General features: G+C 70.3%; 22 protein-coding genes. 5 read left to right on the top strand and 17 right to left on the bottom strand.

The features are described 5' to 3' along the window. Positions 1–314: 314 nt before the first annotated feature. The 12 genes from murC to QRN23_RS09410 all read right to left on the bottom strand — a co-directional run bounded on the left by murC (position 315) and on the right by QRN23_RS09410 (position 14,394). Positions 315–1,745, bottom strand: a complete 1,431-nt coding sequence (murC, locus tag QRN23_RS09465; RefSeq protein WP_056045036.1) for a UDP-N-acetylmuramate--L-alanine ligase — start codon at positions 1,743–1,745, stop codon at positions 315–317. Next, positions 1,742–2,857 (bottom strand): UDP-N-acetylglucosamine--N-acetylmuramyl-(pentapeptide) pyrophosphoryl-undecaprenol N-acetylglucosamine transferase, encoded by a 1,116-nt coding sequence (locus QRN23_RS09460; RefSeq protein WP_123570017.1) that lies wholly within the window; start codon positions 2,855–2,857, stop codon positions 1,742–1,744. The genes murC and QRN23_RS09460 overlap by 4 nt, the downstream gene beginning before the upstream one ends. Next, positions 2,854–4,161, bottom strand: coding sequence for a putative lipid II flippase FtsW (gene ftsW, locus QRN23_RS09455; protein ID WP_285063390.1), 1,308 nt, complete (start codon positions 4,159–4,161; stop codon positions 2,854–2,856). Before ftsW ends, QRN23_RS09460 begins: the two co-directional genes overlap by 4 nt. After that, the gene (gene murD, locus QRN23_RS09450; RefSeq protein ID WP_285063388.1) at positions 4,118–5,683 is read right to left on the bottom strand and encodes a UDP-N-acetylmuramoyl-L-alanine--D-glutamate ligase; all 1,566 of its coding nucleotides are present in this window, start codon (positions 5,681–5,683) and stop codon (positions 4,118–4,120) included. The genes ftsW and murD overlap by 44 nt, the downstream gene beginning before the upstream one ends. Next, positions 5,680–6,783 carry a phospho-N-acetylmuramoyl-pentapeptide-transferase gene (mraY, locus tag QRN23_RS09445; RefSeq protein WP_043594922.1) on the bottom strand — a complete coding sequence of 368 codons (1,104 nt, stop codon included), beginning with the start codon at positions 6,781–6,783 and terminating at the stop codon, positions 5,680–5,682. The genes murD and mraY overlap by 4 nt, the downstream gene beginning before the upstream one ends. After that, entirely contained in the window at positions 6,780–8,186 is a 1,407-nt protein-coding gene (locus QRN23_RS09440) for a UDP-N-acetylmuramoyl-tripeptide--D-alanyl-D-alanine ligase (protein WP_173150811.1), read from the bottom strand. Before QRN23_RS09440 ends, mraY begins: the two co-directional genes overlap by 4 nt. Further along, the gene (locus QRN23_RS09435) at positions 8,183–9,733 is read right to left on the bottom strand and encodes a Mur ligase family protein (RefSeq protein WP_056045031.1); all 1,551 of its coding nucleotides are present in this window, start codon (positions 9,731–9,733) and stop codon (positions 8,183–8,185) included. The genes QRN23_RS09440 and QRN23_RS09435 overlap by 4 nt, the downstream gene beginning before the upstream one ends. A gap of 14 nt (positions 9,734–9,747) precedes the next feature. Further along, positions 9,748–11,514 carry a peptidoglycan D,D-transpeptidase FtsI family protein gene (locus tag QRN23_RS09430; RefSeq protein ID WP_233568309.1) on the bottom strand — a complete coding sequence of 589 codons (1,767 nt, stop codon included), beginning with the start codon at positions 11,512–11,514 and terminating at the stop codon, positions 9,748–9,750. A 74-nt stretch (positions 11,515–11,588) separates the two neighbouring features. Further along, complete coding sequence (ftsL, locus tag QRN23_RS09425) at positions 11,589–12,242, bottom strand: cell division protein FtsL (protein ID WP_285063387.1); 654 nt, start codon at positions 12,240–12,242, stop codon at positions 11,589–11,591. Then, entirely contained in the window at positions 12,239–13,189 is a 951-nt protein-coding gene (rsmH, locus tag QRN23_RS09420) for a 16S rRNA (cytosine(1402)-N(4))-methyltransferase RsmH (protein ID WP_285063386.1), read from the bottom strand. Before rsmH ends, ftsL begins: the two co-directional genes overlap by 4 nt. 101 nt (positions 13,190–13,290) lie before the next feature. Then, entirely contained in the window at positions 13,291–13,722 is a 432-nt protein-coding gene (gene mraZ, locus QRN23_RS09415; protein ID WP_055973040.1) for a division/cell wall cluster transcriptional repressor MraZ, read from the bottom strand. 273 nt (positions 13,723–13,995) lie between these two features. Further along, positions 13,996–14,394 (bottom strand): SCO2097 family morphological protein, encoded by a 399-nt coding sequence (locus tag QRN23_RS09410; RefSeq protein ID WP_123570752.1) that lies wholly within the window; start codon positions 14,392–14,394, stop codon positions 13,996–13,998. A 110-nt stretch (positions 14,395–14,504) separates the two neighbouring features. Here QRN23_RS09410 and QRN23_RS09405 point away from each other — a divergent pair, with 110 nt between their 5' ends. Further along, positions 14,505–15,626, top strand: a complete 1,122-nt coding sequence (locus QRN23_RS09405; protein WP_173150808.1) for a polyprenyl synthetase family protein — start codon at positions 14,505–14,507, stop codon at positions 15,624–15,626. A gap of 56 nt (positions 15,627–15,682) precedes the next feature. Here QRN23_RS09405 and QRN23_RS09400 read toward each other — a convergent pair whose 3' ends face one another. Continuing rightward, positions 15,683–16,039, bottom strand: coding sequence for an Rv2175c family DNA-binding protein (locus QRN23_RS09400; RefSeq protein WP_123570013.1), 357 nt, complete (start codon positions 16,037–16,039; stop codon positions 15,683–15,685). 193 nt (positions 16,040–16,232) lie between these two features. Here QRN23_RS09400 and QRN23_RS09395 point away from each other — a divergent pair, with 193 nt between their 5' ends. Both QRN23_RS09395 and pknB read left to right on the top strand, forming a co-directional pair. Then, positions 16,233–17,579 carry a LysM peptidoglycan-binding domain-containing protein gene (locus QRN23_RS09395; protein ID WP_285063385.1) on the top strand — a complete coding sequence of 449 codons (1,347 nt, stop codon included), beginning with the start codon at positions 16,233–16,235 and terminating at the stop codon, positions 17,577–17,579. An 87-nt stretch (positions 17,580–17,666) separates the two neighbouring features. Then, on the top strand, positions 17,667–19,625 hold the full coding sequence (pknB, locus tag QRN23_RS09390) for a Stk1 family PASTA domain-containing Ser/Thr kinase (RefSeq protein ID WP_123570012.1): 1,959 nt from the start codon (positions 17,667–17,669) through the stop codon (positions 19,623–19,625). A gap of 112 nt (positions 19,626–19,737) precedes the next feature. On the opposite strand, the gene QRN23_RS09385 is transcribed toward pknB, so the two are convergent. From QRN23_RS09385 to QRN23_RS09375, 3 genes are all read right to left on the bottom strand, one after another. After that, the gene (locus QRN23_RS09385; RefSeq protein ID WP_056047376.1) at positions 19,738–21,066 is read right to left on the bottom strand and encodes a class II 3-deoxy-7-phosphoheptulonate synthase; all 1,329 of its coding nucleotides are present in this window, start codon (positions 21,064–21,066) and stop codon (positions 19,738–19,740) included. 95 nt (positions 21,067–21,161) lie between these two features. Next, a complete protein-coding gene (locus QRN23_RS09380; protein WP_056045016.1) occupies positions 21,162–21,851 on the bottom strand; it encodes a lysophospholipid acyltransferase family protein in 690 nt (229 codons plus the stop codon). Positions 21,852–21,881: 30 nt separating this feature from the next. Beyond that, entirely contained in the window at positions 21,882–22,835 is a 954-nt protein-coding gene (locus QRN23_RS09375; protein ID WP_285063384.1) for an ROK family glucokinase, read from the bottom strand. 101 nt (positions 22,836–22,936) lie between these two features. Between QRN23_RS09375 and QRN23_RS09370 the strand changes: the two genes are divergently transcribed. Continuing rightward, complete coding sequence (locus tag QRN23_RS09370) at positions 22,937–24,775, top strand: AMP-dependent synthetase/ligase (protein ID WP_159826731.1); 1,839 nt, start codon at positions 22,937–22,939, stop codon at positions 24,773–24,775. Here the strand turns inward: QRN23_RS09370 and def are convergent, their stop codons facing one another. Continuing rightward, the gene (def, locus tag QRN23_RS09365; protein ID WP_159826733.1) at positions 24,776–25,273 is read right to left on the bottom strand and encodes a peptide deformylase; all 498 of its coding nucleotides are present in this window, start codon (positions 25,271–25,273) and stop codon (positions 24,776–24,778) included. Positions 25,274–25,433: 160 nt separating this feature from the next. Between def and QRN23_RS09360 the strand changes: the two genes are divergently transcribed. Then, positions 25,434–26,246, top strand: a complete 813-nt coding sequence (locus QRN23_RS09360) for a ParA family protein (protein WP_054146774.1) — start codon at positions 25,434–25,436, stop codon at positions 26,244–26,246. The last annotated feature ends 22 nt before the right edge of the window (positions 26,247–26,268 follow it).

The raw sequence follows: 26,268 nt of genomic DNA, 5'->3' as shown, positions 1-26,268 counted from the left end.
CGTCGGAGGTCGAGGGCTTCGTCAGGCGGTCAGGCCAGGCCGCGGGGGCTCCGGTGATCGACCCGAGGCGGTCCCTGAGCGACGACGGGGACGACGGATCGGATGCGTCGGCGTCGGCCGCCCGCGAGTCACCGGCAGCACCTCGGGGAGGCCGCGAGGCACCGACGACGGGGACGGGCCCGGTGGCCTCCGGGTCTCGTCCCCGACGGCGTCGGTTGGGCGCGGCCGGAGGAGTCGGGGTGGGTTCTGGTTCGTCGAATCCGTCGGGCCGCTTCATCGGAGGGCCCCCGACACCACGGACCTGTCGTGACGAGTCACTCCGCGGAGTCCTCCGCGACGGCGACGACGGGTTCGTGGGCCGCGTCGAGTGAGCCGAGCAGTTGCGGCACGATGCGGTAGACGTCGCCACAGCCGAGCGTGATGACGAAGTCGCCCTCTCGAGCGACCTCGGCCGTCCGGTCCGCCGCGGCCTGCCAGTCGGACACGAAGTCGACGCGGTCGGGGTCGGCGAAGCGTTCGGACACCAGCGCGCCGGTGACGCCGGGCTCGGGGTCCTCGCGCGCGCCGTACACGTCGAGCACGATGGTGTGGTCCGCGAGTCGCTCGTAGGTCTCGGCGAACTCGCCGGCCATCATCCGCGTGCGGCTGTAGAGGTGGGGTTGGTGCACGGCGATGAGGCGCCCGTCGCCGACCACGGAACGCGCCGCCTGCAGCGCGGCGGCGACCTCGGTGGGGTGATGGGCGTAGTCGTCGTACACGCTGACGCCCCGCACGACGCCGTGCAGTTCGAACCGCCGCTCGGTGCCGCCGAAGGTCTCGAGACCCGCGATGGCGGCCTCCGCGTCGACGCCCAGGCCGACGAGGACCGCGAAGGCACCGGCGGCGTTGACGGCGTTGTGCCGCCCGGGCACGCGCAACTGCACGGGCCACGAACGACCCTCGGCGTGCAGGGTGAACGAGACCGGGCCGGTCGTGGCGACGTCGCTCAGGCGGACGTCGGCGTCGGCGGCCTCGCCGAAGGTCACGACGCGCGGGTGGTCGAGGCGTTCGGTGACACGGACGGCACCGTCGTCGTCGCTCGAGACGACGACGAACTCGCGCGCCGCCGACGCGAACCGGACGAAGGCGTCGTCGAACGCCTCGTGCGAGCCGTAGTGGTCGAGGTGGTCGGCGTCGACGTTCGTGATCAGGGCGACCGAGGTGTCGTAGAGCAGGAACGAGCCGTCGGACTCGTCGGCCTCGACGACGAACAGGTCGTCGTCACCGCCACGGGCGCTGACGCCCAACGACTGGATGACCCCGCCGTTCACGAAGCTCGGGTCGTGCCCCGCGGCGAGCAGGGCGGTGACGATCATGCCGGTGGACGTGGTCTTCCCGTGCGCCCCGGCGACCGAGACGAGCCGCTGCTGCCCGACGAGCCAGGCGAGCGCCTGCGATCGGTGCAGGACGGGCAGTCCCTTCGACAGCGCGAGCTGGTACTCGGGGTTGTCCTGCCAGAGGGCGCCGGTCACCACGAGCGTGTCGGCGTCGCCGACGTTGGCCGCGTCGTGGCCGATCGCGATCTCGGCGCCTGCCGCCCGGAGCGACTCGACGGCCGCGCTGTCGCGGGCGTCCGACCCGGTGACACGGTGGCCGGCGGCGAGGAAGACCCGGGCGATGCCGCTCATCCCCGAACCGCCGATGCCGACGAAGTGGACGGCACCGAGTTCGGCGGGGATCGGCTGGTCGAGGTCGGGTTTGATCATGATGTCTCGCTGAGGTCGGGGTTCGGGGAAGACGAGGAGGCGCGGCCCACGGCGTCGAGGACGAGGTCGACCGTGCGGTCGGTTCCGTCGCGCACCCCGACCGAGGCGGCGCGGACGGCCATGTCCGCCACGACGGCCCGGTCGAGCAGCAGGGGGACGAGCGTGCGCTCGACCCAGGCGGGCGTGAAGTCGGCGTCGGCGACGAGCAGTGCTCCCCCGGCACCGACGACGTCGGTGGCGTTGTGTCGCTGCTCGCCGTTGCCCACCGGGTACGGGACGAGCACCGAGGGCAACCCGAGCGCGGTGAGCTCGCTCACCGTGGCCGAGCCGGCCCGGGAGACGACGAAGTCCGCCGCCGAGAGCGCGAGGTCCATGCGGTCGCAGTACCGGAGGAGGTGGTGGCCGTCGAGGTCGGTCGAGGTGAGATCGGACTTCTCACCCGTGATGTGCAGGATCTGCCAGCCGGCGCCGAGCACGCTGACGGCCGCCCTCGACATGGTCTCGTTCAACCGCCGCGCACCGGTCGAACCACCCGTGACGAGCAGGGTCGGCCGCGCGGGGTCGAGACCGAAGGCCGCGACGGCCTCGTCGCGGTGGGCCCGTCGGTCGAGGGACTCGATCTCGTCGCGCAACGGCATGCCGACCTGCCGTCCGCCCCGGAGTCGGGTGGAGCGGAAGACGACGCCGACGTGGGACGAGAGGAACGAGCCGAGGACGTTCGCCATGCCGGGTTTCGCGTTGGCCTCGTGGACGACCACGGGCACCTTCGACCGCCAGGCCGCGACGTAGGCCGGGGCGGCTGCGTAGCCGCCGAATCCGACGACGACGTCGACGTCGTGCTGTGCGAGCAAGGACCGGATGCCGTCGATCGCGCCGGCGAGTCGGCCGGGGAATCGCAGCGCCGCCGCGGAGGGCTTGCGGGGGAAGGGCAGCCGCGGCACGGTGAGCAGTTCGTACCCGCGTTGCGGGACGAGCCGTGCCTCGAGCCCCTCGGCGGTGCCGAGCACGAGGACGGTCGCGTCGGGTTCGCGCCGGCGGAGCCGATCGGCCACGGCGAGGAGGGGGTTCACGTGCCCGGCGGTGCCACCGCCGGCGAGGAGATACGTCGTCACCGCAGAGACCCTACCCGCTGTCGCGGGAGCCCCTGGGGCGTCGCTGTCTCTTCGGGCACCCGGGCGAACGAGAGCACGACGCCGATGGCCACGAGCGTGACGATCAACGCCGATCCACCGGCCGAGATGAGCGGCAAGGGGACGCCCAAGACGGGCAGCAGCCCCAGGACGACCGCGATGTTGACGAGCGCCTGACCGATGATCCACGCCGTGATGGCCCCGGTCGTCACACGGACGAAGGGGTCGTTCGTCCGGCGGATGATCTTGACGAAACCGACGGCGAGGACGATGAAGAGGGCTAACACGACCATCGCTCCGATCAAGCCGAGCTCCTCGCCGACGATGGCGAAGATGAAGTCGTTGTCGGCCTCGGGCAGCCAGGACCACTTCGACTTCGAGTTGCCGAGACCGACGCCGAAGAGTCCCCCCGAGGCCAGCGCCCACGTTCCGTGCAGGGTCTGCCAGCACTCGGCCTGGTACTGGCTCGAGTCCGAGCAGCCCGACAGCCACGCGGCGATGCGCGAGTTGCGCGAACTCGACCCCTGGGCGATCAGGGGCACGACGACCGCGAGGAACGCGAGGGGCGCCAGCAGGTAGCGCAGCCGGACGCCGGCGAACCAGACGGCCGCGAAGACGAGCAGGAGCATGATCATGGTCGTCCCGAGGTCGCCACCGAGCACGACGAGGCCGATCGCGACTCCGGCCACGGGCACGAGTGGGATCGCCAGGTGCTTCCAGTCGTCGAGCAGATCGCGCTTGACCGAGAGGATCATGCCGAGCCAGATCGCCAACGCGAGCTTGACGGCCTCGGAGGGCTGCGCCGTGAACGAGCCGAGGTCGATCCAGTTGCGGTTGCCGCCGATCTCGTAGCCGAGGGGCGAGAAGACAAGCAGTTGCAGGACGATGGTCGCGCCCAGGACGTGCCATGCCCAGCGCTTGAGGAACGACACCGGCAGCCGGGACACGATGAGCATGAGCGGGATGCCCACGGCCGCGTACGTGCCCTGTCGGATGAACGCGCCGAAGAACGACGTGTGTCGTGACGAGATGTACTGCTCGACCGAGGACGACGAGAGCACCATGACCAGCCCGAGCACGACCATGAACAACGTCGTCCCGAGGATCACGAAGTACGAGCCCGTCTCGGCGGCGAAGAGCTTCTTGACGCGGACGACGGCGCCGGCGGTGCGCTTCGAGGACCCCAGGCCGCTCGAGGCGTCGTCGGTCGGTCGGACGGGCCCGCGGCGCGTGCGGCTCGACTCAGTCGGCCGACGGCGCGGGAGGCTGGACGGCGGGTTGGCCATCGACGTCACCCCTCAAGTGTTCGTGTACGGCCCGGGCGAAGGATCGCCCTCGGGCCGTGTAGTCGGTGAACTGGTCCATGGACGCCGCCGCCGGGGCTAGGAGCACGGTGTCCCCGGGACGGGCCACGCTCGCGGCGAGGCGCACGGCCGTCGGCATCACCTGCCCAGTGTCGGTGGCGTCGACCTCGAAGACGGGGATGCCGGGCGCGTGTCGGGAGAAGGCCCGGCGGAGCGGCTCACGGTCGACGCCGACGAACACGGCCGCCCGGACGGCGTCCGTGGACTCGAGGACGAGCGGCTCGACGTCGACGCCCTTGAACAGGCCTCCGACGATCCAGACGACCGACGGGAAGGACGTCAGGGAGGCGCGCGCGGCATGCGGGTTCGTCGCCTTGGAGTCGTCGACCCAGGTCACGCCGCCGGACTCGGCCACGACCTCGGTGCGGTGGTGGTCCACCACGAAACCGGCGAGGGCGTCGCGGATCGAGACGGGAGCGACGCCCACGGCACGCACGAGCGCGGCGGCGGCGAGCACGTCCTCGACGAGGTGGTCGGCGCCGAGGCCGACGCCCTCGAGGGCCTCCCGGGTGGTCAGTTCGAGCGCTCGCGTGTGGCGCTCCGCGAGGAAGGCGCGGTCGGCCAGGACGGAGACCCCGTCGCCGGTCACGATGCCGACCTCGCTGGGCCCCGGGGCGTCGAGGCCGAAGCCCACGGCGCGGCAGCCCTCCTCGACGTCGGCTTCCTCGACCATGTGCAGGGTCGCCTCGTCCGCCTTGTTGTAGACGCAGGCCACGACCGTGTTCTCGTACACCTTGGCCTTCGCGGCACGGTAGGCGTCCGCCCCGCCGTGCCACTCGAGGTGGTCCGCCTCGAGGTTGAGACAGACGGAGGCTCGGGGCCGGAGGGCTCCGGCTCCCCCGGTCGGCAGGTAGTGCAGTTGGTGGCTCGAGAGCTCGACGACGAACAGGTCGAAGCCGTCGGGGTCGCGCACCGCGTCGAGGACGGGCACGCCGATGTTGCCGCAGGCCGCCACGCGGCGACCGTCGGCGCCGGCCATCGCCGACGCCAGCTGCGTCGTCGTGGTCTTGCCGTTCGTCCCGGTGACGAGCACCCACTCGGCCACGCGCTCGACCTTGTCGCGTACGCGCCAGGCCAGCTCGACGTCACCCCACACGGCCCTCCCCGAGTCGACGGCCCAGCGGACCAGGGGGTGGTGCGGGGCGAAGCCCGGGCTGGCCACGACGAGGTGCGCGTCGAAGGCCGTGAGCGTGGCCGACGGTGTGTCGGTGGACTCGACCTCGTCGAGACGGGCCCCGATCAGCTGCAGCAGCTCGGCCTTGTCGGCGTCGACCGCGGGGGCCACGACGAGGACGTCGGCGCCCAGTTCGGCCAGGGTGTCGGCCACCGAGAAACCGGTCGCACCGAGCCCGAGGACGGCCACGCGCAGGCCCGACCAGTCGGCGTGCCAGCTGTCGAGCCCGGCGAGCCGTTCGGCGAGGGGGGCGGTGCTGCCGTCGCTCATGAGGTGCGGAGAATCCATTCGAGGTAGAAGGTGCCGACGCCGGCGGCGACGAAGAGCCCGGCGATGATCCAGAACCGGACCACGACGGTCACCTCGGCCCAGCCCTTGAGTTCGAAGTGGTGGTGCAGGGGGCTCATCAGGAAGATGCGCTTGCCCTTCGTGATCTTGAAGTACGCCCGTTGCAGGATCACCGAGCCGGTGACGACGATGAAGAGACCACCGATCAGCACGAGCAGGAGTTCGGTGCGGCTCAGGATGGCCAGGGCGGCCAGCGCCCCGCCGAGTCCCAGCGAACCGGTGTCGCCCAGGAAGATCTGTGCAGGCGAGGTGTTCCACCAGAGGAACCCGATCAGGCCACCGCAGATGCAGGCGGCGACCACGGCCAGGTCGAGCGGGTCGGCCACCTGGTAGCAGGCCGCCCGCGTGGCCTCGTCGAGGCGCACGCTCGTGCAGAGCTGGTTGTTCTGCCAGAAGCCGATGAAGATGTACGACGCGATCGCGAGGATGGAGGCGCCCGTGGCGAGACCGTCCAGGCCGTCCGCGACGTTCACGCCGTTGGAGGTGCTGACGGTGATCAGGACGACCCAGATCAGGAACAGCCCGCCCCCGACGATGGTGCCGAAGAACATGAAGTCGAGCCAGGGGATGTCGCGCAGGCCCGAGATCATCGTCGACGCGGGGGCGAGCCCGCGATCGTTCGTGAACGAGAGCGCCAGGACGGCGAACACCGCCCCCACGACGACCTGCCCGGCGATCTTCGCCCACCCGCCGAGCCCGAGGCTGCGCTGGTTGCGCACCTTGAGGAAGTCGTCGAGGAACCCGACCACGCCGAGGCCGACCATCATGAACAGCACGAGCATGCCGCTGAGGGTGAGCTCGTCCCCGCCGACCAGGTGACCGATGAAGTAGCCGAGCACGGTGCCGATGATCAGGACGATGCCGCCCATGGTCGCCGTGCCGCGCTTGGTGTGGTGCGACTGCGGGCCGTCGTCACGGATGAACTGGCCCCACCCGAGACGGTGGAAGAGCTTGATGAACGCCGGCGTCATCAGCAGCGTGAAGGCGAGGGAGAACCCGCCGCCGATCAGCAGCGCGATCATGCGGTCACCCCGGCCAGGCGGTCACCCAGGAGGCGCAGGCCGGCCGATTTGGACGACTTCACGAGGACGACGTCCCCGGCTCGCAGGGTGCCCTGCAAGAAGTCGTACGCCTCGTCGATCGTGTCGACCAGCACGCTTTCTCCGTCCCACGAGCCTTCGAGGCCCGCCGCCATGTGGATGTGTCGGGCCTCGTGGCCGACGACCACGAGTTGGCCCACGTTGAGCCGGACGACCAGGCGGCCGACGCGGTCGTGCTCGTCACGCGCGTACTCGCCGAGCTCGGCCATCTCGCCGAGCACGGCCACCGACCGGTGGTCGGGGCCGGTGATCTGGGCGAGGGTCTTCAACGCCGCGGCGACCGAGTCGGGACTCGCGTTGTACGCGTCGTTCACGACCGTCACGCCGCCGGGGGCGTCCAGGACCTCCATGCGCCAGCGCTCGGCCCGCGTCACGCCCTCGAGGACCGTCACGGCCCGATCGAGGTCGACGCCCCATTCGCCGACGACGCTGAGGGCCGCCAAGGCGTTCATCACGTGGTGCTCGCCCAGGATGCGCAGCGACACCCGGCGGCTCGCGTCGCCGTGCTCGAAGGTGAAGGAGGTGCCCGACGCCGAGACGTCGATGTCGGACGCCCGGTAGTCGGCCGAGGCACCCTGACCGAAGGTGACGACCCGTGCGGCCGTCACGGACGCCATGCCGGCGACGCGGTCGTCGTCGGCGTTGAGGACGGCCGTCCCCGTGGCGGGCAGGTCGGTCACCATCTCGGCCTTCGCCGCACGGGTGCCCTCGATGCCGCCGAAGCCGCCCGCGTGGGCGAGGCCGACCTTGAGCACGACCCCGGTGTCGGGACGGGCGATGTCGACGAGCCGAGCGATCTCGCCCGGGCCGCTCGCACCCATCTCGACGACGAGGTACTCGGTGGTCTCGTCGATGCGCAGCATCGAGATCGGGGCACCGACGTGGTTGTTGAACGACCCCTGGGGGGCGACGGTCGGCGCGACGTCGCCCAGTACCGCGCGGAGCATGTTCTTGGTGCTCGTCTTGCCGTTGGAACCCGTGACGCCGACGACCTTCAGGCGTCCGAGGCGCCGGACGTGCTCGACGACGGCGGCGGCGAGTCGGGACAGCGCGACGACCCCGTCGTCGACGACGACGAGCGGTGCGGTCGTCTCGAGTTCGCGCTCGGCGACCACGAGGGCGGCGCCGTTCGACGTGGCGGCCTCGACGAAGAGGTGCCCGTCGGTGACCTCACCGCGCAGGGCGAAGAAGATCGACCCCGGGGTGACCAGACGCGAGTCGGTCTCGACCGTGCCGTCGACCGGGGTCGCGACCCGCGCCTCCTCGGGGTGGACCAGGCGCCCGCCGGTGATGTCGGCGATCTGGCGAGGCGTGAGCGCGATCACTCGGACCACCCGGCCTCGCGCAGGGCGGCACGGGCCTCGTCGCGAGCGGAGTACGGGGTGCGCTCACCACGGATGTCGCGGTAGTCCTGGTGGCCTGGACCGGCCCAAAGGATCGAGTCGCCTTCTCGGGCCAGGGCCACGGCCGCCCGGATGGCCGCCTCGGGCGGGCTCACCTCGTGGATCTCGTGCTCGGGGTACGCCTCGCGGGCGGCGTCGACGAGCGTCTTGCGGATGGAGGCCGGGTCTTCGAAACGGGGGTGGTGGTCGGTCACGACGAGGATGTCGGAACCGGCCGCGGCCACCCGGGCCATCTCGCCGCGTTTCGTCGTGTCGCGGTCGCCGTCCGCGCCGAACAGCATGATGACCTTGCCGGGTGTGAAGGTGCGCACCGCGGCCAGGGTGGTCAGGAACGCGTCGGGGCTGTGGCCGAAGTCGACGTAGACGCTCGGGCCGGTGTCGCCGGACACCCGCTCGGTACGCCCGGGCAGGTACGCGACGATGCCGCCGTCGGCGTCGAGCGCCTGGCCGATGGCCTCGAGCTCGAAGCCCGCCTCGACCAGCATGACGATCGCCAGGGCCGCGTTCGCGACCATGTGCCACCCGATCAGCGGGACGCGCGTCACGAGCGAACGCTGCTCGGGGCCCGACAGACGGAACTCGGTGTAGGCGGCCTGCTCGTCGAGGATCTGGACCGTCCAGTCGGCCTCGACGTCGGGGAGGATCGTGATCGTCGTCAGGGGGATGCGGGCGTTGTCCACCACGCGTTGTCCGTAGGGCGAGTCGAGCGAGACCACGGCACGACGGGCACGGTCGGGCTGGAAGAGCGGCAACTTGGCCTGGAAGTACTCCTCCATGTCGGCGTAGTCGTCGAGGTGGTCGTGGCTCAGGTTCGTGAAGGCGGCGACGTCGAAGACGAGGCCGTCGACGCGGTTGCGGCTGAGTGCCTGGGCACTGACCTCGACGGCCACCGCGCGCACCTCGCTCTCACGCATGCGGGCCAGCAGGGCGTGCATCTCGCTGGCCTCGGGGGTGGTGAGGCGGCTGACGACGGTGAGGTCGCCGATGTGGCGCTCGGCCGTGCTGCTGAGGCCGGTGACGAGGCCCAGCTGTCGCAGGACGCCTTCGAGCAGGTACGAGGTGCTGGTCTTGCCGTTGGTGCCGGTGACCGCGAGGAGGAGGGGTGCGTCGTCGCTGTCCGTGCGGTAGATCCATGCCGAGAGCTCGCCGAGGGCCGCCCGGGGCGAGTCGACGAGGACGACGGGGAGACCGCTGGACCGGGCCAGCTCGGCCCCCGCGGCGTCGGTCAGCAGTGCGACCGCGCCACCGTCACGTGCCTGGTCGGCGAACTCGGCTCCGTGCCGGTGCGCACCGGGCACGCCCACGTACAGGTCGCCGGGGTGGAGGTCCGCCGTGCTCAGCGTGATGCCGGTGATCTCGATGCCGTCGAGGGAACCCTCGTGCTCGAGTCCGAACTCGCTGACCAGTTGGGCGAGTGACCTCGCCGACGGATGTTCCGGTCGAAGGACCGGGGGGATCCGGGCGCTCAAAGAATCCTCTTCTCTCACCAGGTCTCGGGCAGGCTGGGTGCCGGCTCCGTCGACGGAGGGACCCGATACATCTCGAGGACCTGGGACATGATCTTGTTGAAGGTCGGCGCCGCAGCGGCCGACGTCTTGATGGTACTGGGCTTGGTGAAGGTCACGACGACGACGTACTGCGGGTTCTCGGCCGGAGCGATGCCCGCCACCGAGACGATGCGGTCAGAACCGTAGCCGGTTCCGTCGGAGCGCGCGACCTCGGCGGTGCCGGTCTTGGCCGCCACGCGGTAGCCGGGGATCGACAGGACGTCCTTGAGGTCGCCGTCGCTGACGACCTTCTCGAGCATGTTGACGGTCGTGTCGGCGGCCCACGGCGAGACGACGCTCGTGCCCTCGGCGGAGGGCGCGTCGGTGACGGTGCCGTCGGGGGCGGTGCACCCGGCGACGAGGTTGACCGGCAACCGGGTGCCGTGGTTGGCCAGCGTCTGGTAGATGCTCGCGATGTGGATGGCGGTCGTCGAGACGCCCTGTCCGAACATCGTGTTGATGCTCGTCTGCTGGTCCCACTGGGAGGCCGGCCGGATGCCCGTCGTGGGTTCACCGAGGAAGGCCACGCCGGTCGGGTCGTTCAGACCGAACTTCACCATGTAGTCGTGACGTTGCTGGGCCGAGAGCGACTGGCCGAGCAGGGAGATGCCGACGTTCGACGAGTCGCGCAGGATGCCCGTCAGCGTGAGGTTCTCGGTCGGGTGGAAGGTGGCGTCGTGGATCTCGCCGCCCCAGGGGAACGTGCGGGAGTACGGCACCGTCGCCCGCGTCGCGGGATCGGCCTTGCCCGAGTCGAGCAGCATGGCGGCGGTCATCGCCTTGAAGGTCGAACCCGGCTCGTACGAGTAGGTGAAGGCCTTGCTGCCGAGGTCGTCGACGGCGGTGCCGTTGACGTCGTTGGGGTCGACGGCCGGGTAGTCGGCGACCGCGAGCAGCGAGGCGTCGCTCGCCTTCATGACGACGGCCGTGGCCGACTCGGCCCCGATGGCCTCGGCCTGTTCGCCCAGCGCCTGCTGGGTCATGTACTGGAGGTCGCTGTCGACCGTGAGACGCAGCGTGCCCCCGGCGACCGCTTTCTTGGTCGTGACGGTGCTGCCGGGCAACTGGACCCCGTCGGCTCCGCGCTCGTAGGTCTCCGAGCCGTCGGTGCCCGCCAGGCACGCGTCCTGGCTGAGCTCGAGTCCGGCCTGCGGCCCGTCGGTGCCGATGAAGCCCGTGAGGTTGCCCGCCACCGCGCCGTTGGGGTAGGTGCGCGCGGCCTGGCGCTGGAAGTACACCCACGACACGTCCATCTCGCGGACCTCGCGGAACGCGTCGACGTCGACGCCCTTGACCAGGTACGCGAAGTTCGCCTCGGGGTCGGTGGTCAACGCCTTCGTCATGGTCGCGGCGTCACCCCCGGTGATCTCGGCGATGCGCTCGACCACCTGGTCGACCGTCAGCTCGGTGGTCGTGCCGTCGTCGCCCTTGACCTTGGCCGTCGTGGCGAAGGCCGGAGCGGCCGTGATGTTGTACCGGGTGACGCTGCCGGCGAGCACGGTGCCGTCGACGTCGGTGATGTCGCCACGATCGCCGTAGGTCGTCTGCACGATCTCGCGCTTGTTCTGGGACTGCTCGTTGAGCTCGGCCGCCTGCACGAGCTGGATGTCCGCCAGGCGCACCACGAACACGCCGACGAGCGCGATGATCAGCGCCATCGCCAGCGTGGCGCGGAGACGGCGGCTTCGGGGAGCTGCTTTCACGAGAGGTTCCTCACCGCGGCCGGGCGCCTGCCCGACCCGCTGTCGTCGTTCGATGTACCGGTGACGGCACGCCGCTAGCGGGTCTGCGGAGCCGCCAGCTCGTTCGCGCCCGACGCTACCGACTCGCCGGCCGATCCCCCGTCCGCCGCGCCTGCGTCGGTCGGAACGGCCGCGGCGCCCGCCGTGGTCGGAGCACCGACCGACGAGGCGGAGGGGTCGGTGGTCGCCGTGCCGTCGGCGGCGGTCGCGGGGGCCTTGGTCGTCAGCGGGACGCCCTCGAGCAGGGTGTTGGGGATCAGGTTGCCGGACGTCGCCTCGTCCGCCCCCGCCGCGGGGGCGGGCGAGCCGTGGACCGCACCCGTGGCCAGATCGAGGTAGACGGGGTTCGAGTTGCGCACCATGCCGAGTTCGTCGGCGTTGGCGGCGAGGTTCTGCGGCGAGGACAGCACGTCGCGCTGCTCGCTGAACTTCTGCTGGTCGCGGACGAGCTCGGTCTTCGCGGCCTGCAGGTCGGAGATCTTGTAGGCGCCGTCGCTCAAGGCGATGCTGATGGCGAGCTGGGCCAACAGGAGGACGAACAGCGCCGCCGTCGCGATGAGCGCGTAGGCGATCTTCGGACGGGCCCGTCGCTGCGACCGACTCGTGACGATCTCGACCGGGCGCGCCGTCGGGGTCGACGACGGCTGCGGACGGCTCGACGGGGTCGCGATGGCCAGGTTGCTGCTCATGCTTTTCTCCGGATTCGTTCGGCGGCGCGCAGTCTCACGGGCTTGGCTCGGGGGTTGAGGTCGCGTTCGGCGTCGGAAGCCAGCTCGGCCCCTCGGACGAGGAGGCGGAAGTCGGGACGGTGCTCCGGCAACTCCACCGGGAGGCCCTGCGGCGCCGTTGAGGTCGTCCGAGCGGCGAGTTCCCGCTTCACGAAACGGTCTTCGAGGGACTGATAGGCGAGGACGACGATCCGCCCGTCGACGGCGAGACGGTCGAGGGCGACCGGGACGGCCGCCTCGAGCGAGGCCAGCTCGCCGTTCACCTCGATGCGGAGCGCCTGGAACACGCGCTTGGCGGGGTGACCGGCACGTTGCAGGGCCATGGGCGTCGCCGCGATCAGGAGGTCGACCAACTCACCGCTGCGGGTGAGCGGGGAGTCGGCCCGGTGCTCGACGATCCGCCGGGCGTAGCGCGGAGCCAGCTTCTCTTCGCCGTACTGGTAGAAGATGCGCCGGAGCTCGCTCTCGGGGTACTCGGCGAGGACGCGCTCCGCCGTGACGGGCGAGGTGGGGTCCATGCGCATGTCGAGGGGCGCGTCCTTGGAGTACGAGAAACCGCGCTCGACCCGGTCCAGCTGCAGGGACGACACGCCGAGGTCGAAGAGCACCCCGTCGACGGTCTCGAGATCGAGGTCGTCGAGCGCGTCGGCGATGCCGTCGTACGTCGTGTGCACGAGGCGAGCCCGGTCGCCGAAGGGTGCGAGCCGCTCGCCGGCGAGGGCGAGTGCCTCCGTGTCGCGGTCGAGGCCGACGACGGTGAGCTCAGAGAAGGCCTGCAGCATCGCTTCGCTGTGGCCACCCATGCCGAGGGTGCAGTCGACGACGACGGCGCCGGGACGCGAGACGGCCGGGGCGAGGAGTTCGAGGGTCCGCTCGAGGAGGACGGGGGTGTGGATCTGATCGGCCATGACGACACGGGCTGTGCTCGTCGGCCCTGATCCCCATCCGTCGGGACCTGGCACCGGGGAAGGTGCGCCAGGGCTGACGGCTGAGGGTCGGGGCCCACGGGCTAGAAGAGCCCGGGGATCACCTCCTCGGTGGTGTTGGCGAACTCGGCCTCCTGGGCCTCGTAGTAGGTGTTCCAGGCGTCGGTGGCCCAGATCTCGGCACGGTTTCCCGCGCCGATGACGGTGAGGTCACGGCCGAGGCCGGCGTACTCGCGCAGTGTCGCCGGGATGGTGACCCGGTGCTGCTTGTCGGGGATCTCGTCGCTCGCGCCCGAGAGGAAGAGGCGCATGTAGTCGCGGGCCTGCTTGCTCGTGACGGGCGCCTGACGGATGCGCGAGTGCATGTCTTCGAACTCGCGCTGGCTGAAGACGTAGACGCACCGCTCTTGCCCACGGGTCATGACGAGGCCGGAAGCCAGTTCGTCACGGAATTTCGCGGGGAGGATGATGCGCCCTTTCTCGTCGAGCTTGGGCGAATAGGTGCCGAGGAACATGCGCCCGTCTCCCCTCGCCCCGCACCCCGTCTGTGGCACGTACCTCCACTTTACTCCACAACCCACCACCAGACAATGAAAAGGCGGGTCCTCCGCCGCGTGTCCGGCCTGCGATCCGCTCCAGTTCGGGGGCCACACGGGTGGAGGACGGTGGAGGGAAAGGACCACGAGGAGGCGCGTCCTGCGTGTCGCGCGCCTCCTGCAGGATGGATGGGCGCACGAAAAAGGGGCCGGCCCGAAGGCCGACCCCTGTGGTCGTGGTGCTGGTGGCGCCTAGGAGCGCTCGTCGCCGTCCTGGCGGCGGTCCCACCGGTCGTTGAGCCGATCCATCAGGCCCCCCTTGGCGGGATGCGCGGGGCGGGAGGTGGAGGAACGGGGAGCCGACGGCATCGAGGCCGTCGAGGACCCCTTCCGCTTGGGAGGCGCGATGGCGAACAGCACGCCCGCGAGCATGACCACGAACCCCGCCACGCCGATCAAGGGCTGGCGGAAGATGACGCCCGCGACGATCACGGCGATGCCGACGAGCGCCCCGAGGACCCCGACCACGACCAGCGTGTAGTTGGGTCTGGCGCCGCGGGTCCCGACCGTCGCCACGAAGTCGGAGTCGTTGTTGTAGAGACTCCGCTCCATCTCTTCGAGGAGCCGCTGCTCCTGTTCGGAAAGTGGCATCTTGGTGTTCCCTTCGAGCACGGGCTCTCAAGCGCGAGGCGGGAGCCTCGGGATCGACGCGATGAGTAGCTGCGAGTGTATGCCCGACAGCTATCGCTAGGCTAGGCAGCGTGGCTGAGAGTACGCGGTTAGTGGACGTCGTTCAAGAGCGCATCGATCGGTTCCTCGAGCGTCAGCGACCGGCCCTCATGGGCATCGCTCCCGACCTCGATTCCTTCTCCCTCTACTCGGGCGATCTGCTTCGCGGTGGGAAACGCTTCCGGGCTCTCTTCTGCTACTGGGGCTGGCAGTCCGTCGCCGGGCTCGACACCGGATTCGATCCCCTCGGGGAGCCCCGCGACGAACGCGAGATCGACGCCGTCATGACCGCTTCGGCGGGGCTCGAGTTCTTCCACGCCGCCGCGCTCGTGCACGACGACATCATGGACAACTCGGACACGCGCCGCGGACTCCCGGCGGCGCATCGGCGCTTCGAGTCCCTGCACCGCGAGGGGGCCTGGCTCGGGTCCCCTGAGGCGTTCGGTCGCTCGGGAGCCCTCCTCATGGGAGACCTCCTCCTGGCGTGGAGCGACGAGCTCCTCAGCGAGGCCCTGGACTCCCTCCCGTCCCGTGACGCCGCCCGCGCGGCCCGCCTCGAGCTCAACCGGATGCGGACCGAGGTCACGGTGGGCCAGTACCTCGACATCCTCGAGGAGAACGCCTGGCGGACGGTCGACGAGGTGCAGCTGTTGCCGCGTGCCCAGCGCGTCATCGTCTACAAGTCGGCGAAGTACAGCGTCGAAGCCCCGCTGACCGTCGGCGCGGCCATGGCCGGGGCCGACCGGCCAGCCCTCGAGTCCCTGCGGCACTTCGGGCTGCCCCTCGGCATCGCCTACCAGCTGCGTGACGACCTCCTCGGTGTCTTCGGCGATCCCTCGGTCACGGGAAAGCCCGCGGGCGACGACCTCCGAGAGGGCAAGCGCACCGTCCTCGTGGCGACGGCCCGCCGAGCCCTGCCCCCCGGGGCCGTCCGCCTGCTGGACGAACTCCTCGGTGACCCCGAACTCGACGACGACCAGATCAGCATGCTCCAGGCGACGCTCCGCGACAGCGGTGCCGTCGACGCCGTCGAGCAGACGATCACCGATCAGGTGGAGCGTGCCGTCCACGCACTCGAGAGGTCGGGACTCGCGCCGTCGGCCCGGACGCAGTTGACGCGACTCGCCGAGACCGTCACGCGCCGCGCCTCCTGACGCCCTCTGCGCCAGGGCGGCCGAGGACCGGCAGCCGCCAGAGGCGCGGATCGGGGCTAGAGGAGGCTCTGCGCGATGCGCCGGACCTCGGCTTTGCGTCCGGCCTGGAGGGCGGCGACGGGGCTCGTGCCGAGGGCCTCGTCGTGGGACAGCATCCAGTCGAGGGCCTCGTCGTCGTCGAACCCGTTGTCCGACAGGACCGTCAGGGTGCCCCGGAGGTCGTGCCTCGGCTCCGAGCCGTCGAGGAAGACGGATGGCACCTTCGTGACGCCGTCCACGCGGGTCCCGACGAGGACGTGCTCCTCGAGGAGGCGCCGGACACGGCTGACGCCGAGGCCGAGCCGCTCGACGAGGTCGGGCACGGTGAGCCATTCGGTGTCGGCGAACCAGGGGCGTTGAGAGAGATCGGTCACGCCACAACCTTGCCACGGGTTCGTGGCCCTCGCTGCGCCTCCTCGTCTCCCTCACGTGGGTCGAGTCACATGCGCAACATCCGTCACGCTGATTGACTTGGATATCCACGTGTGCCAACTTTGGACGACGTGGCACCGCGGCTCACCGATCACCCAGCGACCGTGTCCCCGCCCCCGAACCGAGGATCAGCCCATGAACGACGTCAGTTCCGCCCGCCCCGACTCCGAGTCCGTGACGACCCAGGACGCCCGGTCGACCAGCGCCTTCGGCCCCCTCGGTGGCGGAGACGGGCGCAAGCCCCTCTCCCGCATGGCCCGGTCGATGCTCAACACCGTCCCGATCGTCCTGGCTGGCTCGATGGCCCTCAGCATGGGCGTCACGGGCCCCGTGTTCGCCCTCGACCAGAACCCGACGAAGAAGCCCGACGCGTCACCGCGTCCCGTGCTGCCTCCTCGACTGTCCGCGCCCGAGCAGAAGACCGCGGCCACGGTCCAGACGGCCGCGACCTCCGCCACGGTCTTCGGCGCGGCCCCCGCCACGTACACCGTCAAGTCGGGCGACACGGTCGCGAGCATCGCCGGCTCGTTCGGCCTGAGCACCGCGTCGGTGCTCGCCCTCAACGGCCTCAGCTGGAAGTCCACCATCTTCCCGGGCCAGACCCTGAGCCTGAGCGCCGCCACGAGCGCCGCAGCCAAGCCGTCCGCCGCGCCCGCCCCGGCCAAGGCGACGGGCGGCCGGTACGTCATCGTCCGTGGGGACACGCTGAGTTCCATCGCGCGTGCGCACGGCGTCACGACCAGCGCGCTCATCCAGGCGAACGCGCTGGGACTGTCGAGCATCATCTACCCGGGCCAGACCCTGACCGTCCCGACGGGCGCCTCCGCCGCCGCCCCGACACCGGCCCCCGCCGGGGGGCCCGCGGTGGGCAGCTACGTCATCCAGCGGGGCGACACCATCGCCTCGATCGCCTCGAAGTCGGGGACGAGCGTCAAGGCCCTCCTCGCCGCGAACGGCCTCTCGTTCACCAGCACCATCTACGCCGGCAAGACCCTCACCCTCCCCGGCGCCTCCGCGCCGACCGCCACGACCGTCGTCGCGTCGACGTCGGCCGCACCGCTGGGCGTCAGCGCGACGTTGACCGCCGAGCAGGCCGCCAACGCCCGGGTCATCATCTCGGTCGGACGCCAGCTCGGGGTCGGAGACCGTGCGATCGTGATCGCCCTGGCCGCGGCCGCCCAGGAGAGCAGCCTGCGCAACCTCGACCACGGCGACCGTGACTCCCTCGGCCTCTTCCAACAGCGTCCGAGCACGGGTTGGGGCACCCCCGCGCAGCTACGCGACCCGGTGCACGCGACCAAGCTCTTCTTCGGTGGCGCGAGCAACCCCAACACCGGCAAGACGCGCGGCCTCCTGGACGTCAAGGGGTGGCAGTCGATGTCCCTGACGAAGGCGGCCCAGGCCGTCCAGTACTCGGCGTTCCCGGATGCCTACGCCAAGTGGGAAGCTCCGGCCACCACCTGGCTCGCGACCCTGCGCTGAACCCCGGACGACCCACCTGCCGGGCGGTTTCCCGCCGTGCGGTGAGTTGGGACACCCGCACGGCCCTCGGTCCGTAAAATCACGAAGGTGAGCGTGAACCAGACTGACCCGATGATCGGCCGTCTCATCGAGGGCCGGTACGAGGTCCGTTCGCGCATCGCCCGAGGTGGCATGGCCACCGTGTACCTGGCCACCGACCTGCGACTCGAACGCCGCGTGGCGATCAAGATCATGCACGGCCACCTGGCCGACGACGCGTCGTTCAAGGAGCGCTTCATCCAGGAGGCGCGCTCGGCCGCCCGCCTGGCCCACCCCAACGTCGTCAACGTCTTCGACCAGGGCCAGGACGACGAGTCGGCGTATCTGGTGATGGAGTACCTGCCCGGCATCACGTTGCGCGAACTCCTGCAGGACCACAAGGTGCTGACGCCCGAGCAGGCGATGGACATCCTCGAAGCCGTCCTCGCCGGTCTCGCCGCCGCCCACCGCGCGGGCATCGTGCACCGCGACCTCAAGCCCGAGAACGTCCTCCTCGCCGACGACGGACGCATCAAGATCGGCGACTTCGGCCTGGCGCGGGCCGCGACGGCCAACACCGCCACGGGTGCCGCGCTGTTGGGGACGATCGCGTACCTCTCCCCCGAGCTCGTGACCCGCGGCATCGCCGACACCCGCAGCGACATCTACGCGCTCGGCATCATGATGTACGAGATGCTCACGGGCGAGCAGCCCTACAAGGGCGACCAGCCCATGCAGATCGCCTACCAGCACGCCAACGACACGGTCCCCACCCCGAGCTCCGCCAACCCCCGCGTGCCGGTCGAGTTGGACGAGCTCGTCCTCTGGGCGACCGCTCGCGACCCCGAACAGCGACCGAGGGACGCCCGGGCCCTGCTCGACCAACTGCTCGACGTGCAACGGGTGCTGGCCGATCCCTCGGGACCACCCGCGAACCGGACGATGGTGCTCCCTGCCGCGGGCGCGACCTCCGTCCTGCCGTCCGGCGGCACGGGCGAGACGCAGATCCTGCCCAAGGCGCGACACCGGACCGGGCCGGTCCAGGCCGCACCCGACGACGCCGCCACGACGCTCGCGGCCGTCGCCGACCGTCGTCGGCGGCGGGGACGGGTGCTCATGGCCGTCGTCGTCGCGGTCGCGCTGCTCGCCGGAGGGACCGGCTGGTGGTTCGGCTCGGGTCCCGGGGCGCAGGCGTCCGTCCCCGACGTGTCAGGACGGGCACCGGACGCGGCGACGGCCGCCCTCACGTCGGCCGGCTTCGTGGTAGCCCCCGATCCCCAGACGGACTTCTCCCCGGTGGTGCCCTCGGGCCAGGTCGCGCGCACGGACCCCGACGCCACGACCCGTGTGCAGAAGGGGTCCACGATCACCCTGGTCGTCTCCCAGGGGCCCCGGCAACTCCCGGTCCCGACCGTCGTCGGCGACACCGAGACCGCGGCCACCGAAGCGCTCTCGGACTTCACGCTGCAGCCGACGTCGAGCCAGTTCGACGAGTCGGCCGCCGGCACCGTCCTCGGGATCAGCGGCGTGGACGACGCGGACACGCCGGTCGATCTCGCCGGAGCAGCCCAGTACGGAGAACGACGACCCGTGACGCTCACCGTCTCGCTCGGCCCCGTCCCGGACGTGGCGGGCCTCTCGGTGGCGGACGCGCAGGGCGCTCTCGCGGGGGCACAGTTGACGGGTGTGGAGAGCGGAACGGAATTCAGCGATGCGGTCGCCTCCGGGGAGGTCATCCGATACGAACAGCAGGCCGAGGGGCCGCTCCGACACGGCGACACGGTCAACCTCGTCGTGTCGAAGGGCCCGCCGCCCATCACCATCCCGGACGTCCGAGGCAAGACCATCGACGCGGCCACGTCCCAGTTGCAGGGTCTCGGCTTCCGGGTGAGCTACCCGACCTGCACGGCCTTCACGTGTGCGTTCTACGACTGGGAGGCCCGCCTGCCGGTCACCGAGACGAACCCCGTCGCCGGCCTGACCGCGACCAAGGGTGCGACGATCACGCTCACGTACCGGGTGGAATGAGTCCCGGCCTCCCCTGAGGCCGAGGGCACCGACGAGCTCTGAGGTCGAGGGCACCGACAGGGCGACGGCCCCGGGACCGAGGGTCCCGGGGCCGTCGCCGTGTCGACCGGGCTCAGTCGGCCGCGAGTTCCTCGGCCACCAGGAAGGCCAGTTCGAGCGACTGCATGTGGTTGAGGCGGGGGTCGCAGAGCGACTCGTAGCGGGTGGCGAGCGTCGCCTCGTCGATGTGCTCGGAACCACCCAGGCACTCGGTGACGTCGTCGCCGGTCAGCTCGATGTGGATTCCGCCCGGGTGGGTGCCCGCGGCACGGTGTGCCTCGAAGAACCCCTTGACCTCGTCCATGATCTCTTCGAAGCGCCGGGTCTTGTAGCCCGTGGGCGTCGTCAGACCGTTGCCGTGCATCGGATCGCTGACCCACAGGGGCGTCGCGTCGGCCTTCTTGATGGCCTCGAGGAGGGGAGGCAGGGCATCCCGGATGGTGCCTGCCCCCATGCGGGTGATGAAGGTCAGGCGCCCGGGCTCACGCTCGGGATCGAGCTTGTCGATGAGGCGCAACATGTCGTCGGCCGTCGTCGTCGGGCCGAGCTTGACGCCGATCGGGTTGCGCACCCGGGAGAGGAAGTCGACGTGGGCACCGTCGAGGTCGCGGGTCCGCTCGCCGATCCACACGAAGTGCGACGACAGCACGTACGGCGTACCCGTGCGCGAGTCGATGCGGGTCAGGGGGCGCTCGTAGTCCATGAGCAAGCCCTCGTGGCTCGTGTAGAACTCGACGCGCTTGAGTTCGTCGAAGTCGGCCCCCGCCGCCTCCATGAACCGGATCGCCTTGTCGATCTCACGGGCGAGGTGCTCGTACTCGGCGTTGGCCGGGTTGCGGGCGAAGCCCTGGTTCCAGCTGTGCACCTGGCGGAGGTCGGCGAACCCGCCTTGCGTGAAGGCCCGGATCAGATTGATGGTCGAGGCGGAGGTGTGGTAGCCCTTCACGAGCCGCGAGGCATCCGCACGTCGGGACTCGGGGGTGAAGTCGTAGCCGTTCACGATGTCACCGCGGTAGGCCGGCAGGGTGACGCCGTCCCGGGTCTCGGTGTCGCTCGAGCGCGGCTTGGCGAACTGGCCGGCCATGCGGCCCATCTTGATCACGGGGACGGACGCGCCGTACGTGAGGACGACGGCCATCTGCAGGATGGTCTTGACGCGGTCGCGGATCTGGTCCGCGGTCGCTCCCGCGAAGGTCTCGGCGCAGTCACCACCCTGCAGCAGGAACGCCTCGCCCCGGGCCGCCGACGCCAGCCTGGTACGCAACGTGTCGACCTCGCCGGCGAAGACGAGCGGAGGCAGGGTGGACAGCTCGGCCGAGGCGGCCTCGACGGCTGCACCGTCGTGCCAGGTGGGCTGCTGCTTGATGGGGAGCGTGCGCCAATGGTCGAGACCGTCGATCACGTCGGGATCGGTGACGACGAACGGTTCGGTGAGCTGGGCCACGGTCTTCCTTGCCACTTGACGGTCTCGAGGCCGAACGACCTCGACAGGCGAGCCTACCGTGAAAGGGTCGGGCGCTTCTCTTTGACGCTGGTCGCGTAGACGTCGCTGTACTGCTGGCCACTGAGGGCGTTGAGCTCGTACATGATCTCGTCGGTGATGGACCGCAGGATGAACCGGTCGCCTTCCATGCCCTCGAAGCGGCTGAAGTCGAGGGGTTCACCGAACACGATCCCGACCCGGTGCAGGCGAGGGATCTTGGTACCGGTCTTCATCACCTTCTCGGTTCCGATCATGGCGACGGGGATCACGGGCACGTGCCCCTCGAGGATCATGCGCGCCACGCCCGTCCGACCGCGGTACAGCTTGCCGTCGGGGCTGCGGGTGCCCTCGGGGTAGATGCCGAGTTGCTCGCCGCGACGGAGGACGGACAGGCCCGTCGCCAGCGACGCCTCGGAGGCCTTGCCCCCGGACCGGTCGATGGAGAGCTGACCCGTGGCCGTGAAGAACAGTCGGATGGCCCACCCCTTGATGCCCTTGCCGGTGAAGTAGTCGCTCTTGGCGAGGAAGGAGATGCGCCGATCGAGGGCGAGCGGCAGGAAGATCGAGTCGACGAACGAGAGGTGGTTGCTCGCGAAGATGACGGCACCCGACGCCGGGACGTGCTCACGACCGCTGACCCATGGTCGGAAGATCGACAGGACGAGCGGACTCGCGACCATCGTCTTCAGGAACCAGTAGAGCATCGGTGCTCCTCTCGTCGGGGCGTCGGGAGTCTAGCGGTCGCCGGCGTGGAGGCGGGCGAGGTCGGCGGCGCCCACGACCCCCGCGTCGTTCACCAGCTCGGCGATCACGAACTCGGGCTCGGGGTGGTAACCGCGAGCAGGCAGGTGCTCGAGGTAGGCCGCGCGGACGGGTGCCAGCAGCAGTTCGCCCGATTGCGCGACCCCGCCGCCGAAGACGAACACCTGCGGATCGAGGATCGCACTCAGCGACGCGGCGGCTTGTCCGAGCCAGGTCCCGAGGCGGCGCAGGGCCTCGACGGCACCGTCGTCACCGGACTGCAGCAACAAGCTGACGTCGTGACCGGAGAGCTCGCCGCCGTTCGCCGTGCGGACGTCCGCGAGACCGCGGCCGAGGCCGCCCTCGTCGGCCACCTCACCGGCGATGCGCAGCAGTGCGCGCCCCGAGCCGTACTGCTCGATGCACCCACGGGCCCCGCAGCCGCAGGGCAGACCGTCGGGCACGATGCGCATGTGGCCGAGTTCGCCACCCGTGCCGAATCCTCCGCGCAGGAGGCGGTCCTGCGCCACGATGGCACCGCCCACCCCCGTACCGATGGTGAGCATGATCATGTCGCTGGCGAGACGACCGGCCCCGAACCGGAACTCGGCCCAGCCGGCGGCGTTGGCGTCGTTGTCGATGGTGATGTGCAGGTCGAGACGTTCGGACAGCCGCGCCCGGAGGGGCTCGTTGCGCCACGCGATGTTGGGCGTGTAGTACACGGTCGACTGTGCGGCGTCGATGAAGCCGGGCGCCGCGACACCGGCGGCGGCGACGTCGGGATGGCGTGCCTGCAAGGAGGTGACCATCTCGACGACCGCGTCGACGATCGCACCCGCGTCGCCCGCGGGCGTCGCCACGCGCTCTTCGTCGACGATCTCGCCGAACTCGGTGACCACCCCGCCCGCGATCTTCGTCCCACCGATGTCGATTCCGATTGCCTGCACGAGGATCGAGTCTATCCTCGACGACCCTCCACCTCGGGCACCCGCTCCTGCGAGGCCGCGTTAGGGTGGTCGGACCATCGTTCGGTACCGAAGGAGCTGCCGTGAACGAACACATCGTCCCCCCCGCCGTCCCCGCCGACCCGTCCGCGAACGCCACCGACCTGTTGCTCGCGCGGGCGGCGGCCACGCCCGACGAACCACTCTTCTCCGTGCCGGACGGACGAGGCGGATGGCGCGACATCACGGCGGCTCGGTTCCTCGAGCAGGTGCGCGCACTCGCGAAGGGCCTGATCGCCGCGGGCGTCGAACCGGGCGACAAGATCGGCCTGATGTGCCGCACGCGCTACGAGTGGACGCTCATCGACTTCGCGACCTGGTTCGCGGGCGCCCTGCTCGTCCCCGTCTACGAGACGTCGTCGCCGGCACAGGTCCACTGGAACCTCAGCGACTCCGAGGCCGTGGCCGTCATCGTCGAGACCGCGGACCACTTCTCGCGGTTCGACGAGGTGCACCCCGAGTTGCCCGCCGTGACACGGGTCTGGCAGGTCGACCTCGGAGACCTCGACAAGCTGGCCGCGTCCGGTGTCGACGTCTCCGACGACGAACTCGAACGCCGCCGGAGCGCGGCCGTCGCCGGGGACGTCGCGACGATCATCTACACGTCGGGCACCACCGGCCGCCCCAAGGGCTGCGTGCTCACCCACGCCAACTTCGTCGAGACGAGCCGGAACGCCGCCGTCGCCATGAGCGACGTCGTGGCGCCCGGCTCCTCCACCCTCTTGTTCGTGACGACCGCGCACGTCTTCGCGCGCTTCATCGCCGTGATGTCGGTCCACGCCGGCGTGAAGGTCGGGCACCAGGCGGACACCAAGCAGTTGCTGCCGTCGCTGGCCTCGTTCAAGCCGAGCTTCCTGCTCGCGGTCCCCCGCGTCTTCGAGAAGGTCTACAACTCGGCGGAGCAGAAAGCCGAGGCAGGGGGCAAGGGCGGCATCTTCCGGCAGGCCGTGGCCGTCGCGATCGCGCACAGTCGCGCGCTCGACGAGGGCACCGTGCCCCTGGGGCTCAAGCTCCGCTTCGCACTTTTCGACCGCCTGGTCTACAGCAAGCTCAAGAAGGCCATGGGCGGCAACATCCGCTACGCCGTCTCGGGTTCGGCTCCGCTCGGCACACGACTCGGTCATTTCTTCCGGAGTCTCGACATCCGCATCCTCGAGGGGTACGGACTGACCGAGACCACGGCGCCTGCGGCCGTCAACCTCGTCTCCAAGTTCAAGATCGGAACGGTGGGCCCGGCGCTCCCCGGCGTCGGCATCACGATCGCCGCCGACGGAGAAGTGCTCGTCAAGGGCGTCAACGTCTTCGCGGGGTACTGGAAGGCCGACGAGGCCACGGCCGAGGTCCTCGACGACGGCTGGTTCCGCACCGGCGATCTCGGCTCGCTCGACGCCGACGGTTACCTGACGATCACCGGTCGCAAGAAGGAGATCATCGTCACCGCGGGAGGCAAGAACGTCTCCCCTGCCGCCCTCGAGGACCCGATCAGGGCCAATCCCCTGGTCGGCCAGGTCGTCGTCGTGGGCGACCAGCGGCCGTTCGTCGCGGCCCTCGTCACCCTCGACACGGAGATGCTGCCGGTGTGGCTGAACAACGCCGGTGAGGCAGCCGACATGCCGTTGGCCGAGGCCGCCCGGCATCCCAAGGTCCGCGCCGAGGTCCAACGAGCAGTCGACGGTGCGAACGCCGCCGTGTCGCGCGCCGAGTCGATCCGCAAGTTCGAGATCCTGCCGGTCGAGTTCACCGAGGCCGGCGGGCATCTCACGCCCAAGATGAGCGTCAAGCGTGCCGTCGTCCTGAACGACTTCGCCCAGCAGATCGCCGACATCTACACCGCCCACCCCGACACCGAGTCGGTGCGCACGGTCACCGCACGGGGACGGTGATCAGGCGCGCCACCAGTCGGCGGCGCGGATCTCTCGCATGGCCTCGCGCTTCGTCTCGGGTTCGAGGGTGAGCACGTAGAGCGTGCCGTCGAGGTGGTCCGTCTCGTGCTGGAGGGCCTGGGCCATGAGTCCGGTGCCCTCGAGCACGACCTCCTGGCCGTCGAGGTCGACCCCTTCGACACGGGCGTACTCGTAGCGGGGGGTGGGGAACCAGAACCCCGGCACGGAGAGGCACCCCTCGTCGACGAGGGTCCTCTCTCCGGACACCTCGACGACGACGGGGTTGAGGACGTATCCGACCTCACCGTCGACGTTGTAGCTGAAGGCTCGGAGCGACACGCCGATCTGGGCGGCCGCGACCCCGGCTCGTCCCGGCTCGCGAACGGTGTCGAGGAGGTCCTCGACCAGGGACGCGAGCCGAGGATCGCCGACCGTCACGGGGTCGGACGCCGATCGAAGGACGGGATCGCCGAACAGGCGGATGGGTCTCACGCTCACGGCGCGCCTCCTGGGGTGGGTCGGGGTGTGGTGCGGACGACGGGTCGCGACACCGTGACGACGACGGGTGGGCTGGTGCTGTCGCTTCGCAGAAGTCGACGCACGCCGCATCGACGTGGCTGTTGGGTGATTCAACAGTAGTGAAGGTATCGTCTGTGTCGTGCATGTACTCAGCGTCAGCTCTCTCAAAGGGGGCGTCGGCAAGACGACGGTGACGCTCGGACTCACGTCGGCCGCCTTCGCCAAAGGTCTCAGGACCCTCGTCGTCGACCTCGATCCCCAGTCCGACGTCTCGACCGGCCTCGACATCACGGTCTCGGGCCACCTCAACGTCGCGGACGTCCTCGCGTCGCCCAAAGAGAAGACGGTCCGGGCGGCGATCGCCCCCAGCGGGTGGACCAAGGGCCGCCAGGGCAAGGTCGACGTCATGATCGGCAGCCCCTCGGCCATCAACTTCGACGGTCCGCACCCGTCGATCCGAGACATCTGGAAGCTCGAAGAGGCCCTCGCCAACGTCGAGGCCGACTACGACCTCGTCCTGATCGACTGCGCCCCGTCGCTCAACGCCCTCACGCGCACGGCCTGGGCCGCATCCGACCGCGTGACGGTCGTCACCGAACCGGGTCTGTTCAGCGTGGCCGCCGCCGACCGGGCCCTCCGGGCGATCGAGGAGATCCGTCGAGGCCTGTCACCGCGCCTCCAGCCCCTCGGCATCATCGTCAACCGGGCCCGGGTGCAGTCCCTCGAGCACCAGTTCCGCATCAAGGAGCTGCGTGACATGTTCGGCCCCCTCGTCCTGTCACCCCAGCTGCCCGAGCGTACGTCGCTGCAACAGGCACAGGGTGCCGCCAAGCCGCTGCACGCCTGGCCCGGTGAGAGCGCCCAGGAGATGGCCCGCAACTTCGACCAGCTCCTCGAACGCATCATGCGGACGGCCAAGATCGGCGACTACGCCGAGCCTGCCGCCCGCTGACCTCCGGTCCCAGCTGCACACG

Source organism: Frigoribacterium sp. ME-P-080 (assembly GCF_030209595.1).
In the GTDB taxonomy this organism is placed as follows: domain Bacteria; phylum Actinomycetota; class Actinomycetes; order Actinomycetales; family Microbacteriaceae; genus Frigoribacterium.
The sequence above is the reverse complement of the archived record's forward strand: the minus strand, read 5'-3'. Positions and strand labels throughout refer to the sequence as shown.